The organism is Stenotrophomonas sp. Marseille-Q5258 (assembly GCF_946900935.1).
Lineage (GTDB): Bacteria > Pseudomonadota > Gammaproteobacteria > Xanthomonadales > Xanthomonadaceae > Stenotrophomonas > Stenotrophomonas nematodicola.
Genome location: NZ_CAMPPN010000064.1, coordinates 1 through 1,073 on the forward strand (window position 1 = coordinate 1; position 1,073 = coordinate 1,073).

Genomic DNA, 1,073 nt, shown 5'->3' on the forward strand with positions numbered 1-1,073 from the left:
CCTGATTAGCCCCGACCCTCAGCCGCGAGTCGCAGGGTTTGCGCCGCCTGCGGCACAGCATGGTGCCACTTGAAGCCAACGAGGCGGCGCCATGGGCATCAACCGCGTGCAGTTCCAACCCGGCCTTTCGATGAGCGAGTTCATCCACCGCTACGGCACCGAAGCAAAGTGTTACCGGGCCTTGTACAAGTGGCGCTGGCCTGAAGGTTTCCGCTGTCCGGCCTGTGCCGGACGCGCGCGTTCGCGCTTCAGGCGCGGCGATGCGATCTACTACCAGTGCCGCGCTTGCCGGCATCAGACGACCTTGACGGCGGGCACCCTGTTCGAAGGCACCAAACTGCCGCTGCGCACCTGGATGCTGGCGATGCACCTGCTGACCTCGACCAAGACCAACTTGGCTGCGCTGGAACTGATGCGCCACCTGGGCGTGAACTACAAGACCGCCTGGCGCCTGAAGCACAAGGTCATGCAGGCCATGACCGAGCGGGAGGATTCCAGAAAACTCCAGGGTTTCGTGCAGCTTGACGACGCCTATCTGGGCGGCGAGCGCAACGGCGGCAAGCCCGGGCGCGGGTCGGAGAACAAGCAGGCGTTCGTGATCGCAGTGCAGACGGACGAACACCTCGAACGCCCGACCTTCGCAGTGATCGAGCCGGTCCGCAGCTTCGACAACGCCTCACTCAACGACTGGATCACGCGCCGCCTGGCACCTGAGTGCGAGGTCTACAGTGACGGCTTGGCTTGCTTCCGCCGGCTCGAAGACGCCGGCCACGCCCACACAACGCTCGACACCGGCGGCGGCCGCGCCGCCACCGAAGTGGCTGGAGCGCGATGGGTCAACGTCGTCCTGGGCAACCTCAAGCGGGCGATCAGTGGCACCTACCATGCCGTCAAACAAGCCAAGTATGCGCGGCGCTACCTGGCCGAAGCGGCGTACCGTTTCAACCGCCGGTTCCGCCTGCGCGAGACGCTGCCGCGACTTGCGACCGCGATGATGCGGTGCAAACCATGTCCGGAGCCGCGTCTGCGGATTGCGAGCAACTTTCATGGCTGAGAGTCGGGGCTAATCAGGT

General features: G+C 65.1%; 1 protein-coding gene. It reads left to right on the forward strand.

Translation table 11 applies throughout. From position 1 onward, the window contains the following. Window positions 1–91 precede the first annotated feature (91 nt). The gene (locus OC534_RS19270; protein ID WP_028839826.1) at window positions 92–1,054 is read left to right on the forward strand and encodes an IS1595 family transposase; all 963 of its coding nucleotides are present in this window, start codon (window positions 92–94) and stop codon (window positions 1,052–1,054) included. The last annotated feature ends 19 nt before the right edge of the window (window positions 1,055–1,073 follow it).

Excerpts from the sequence above, each read along its gene's own strand:
- OC534_RS19270 (WP_028839826.1), top strand. The coding sequence starts at position 92 with ATGGGCATCAACCGCGTGCAGTTCCAACCCGGCCTTTCGATGAGCGAG.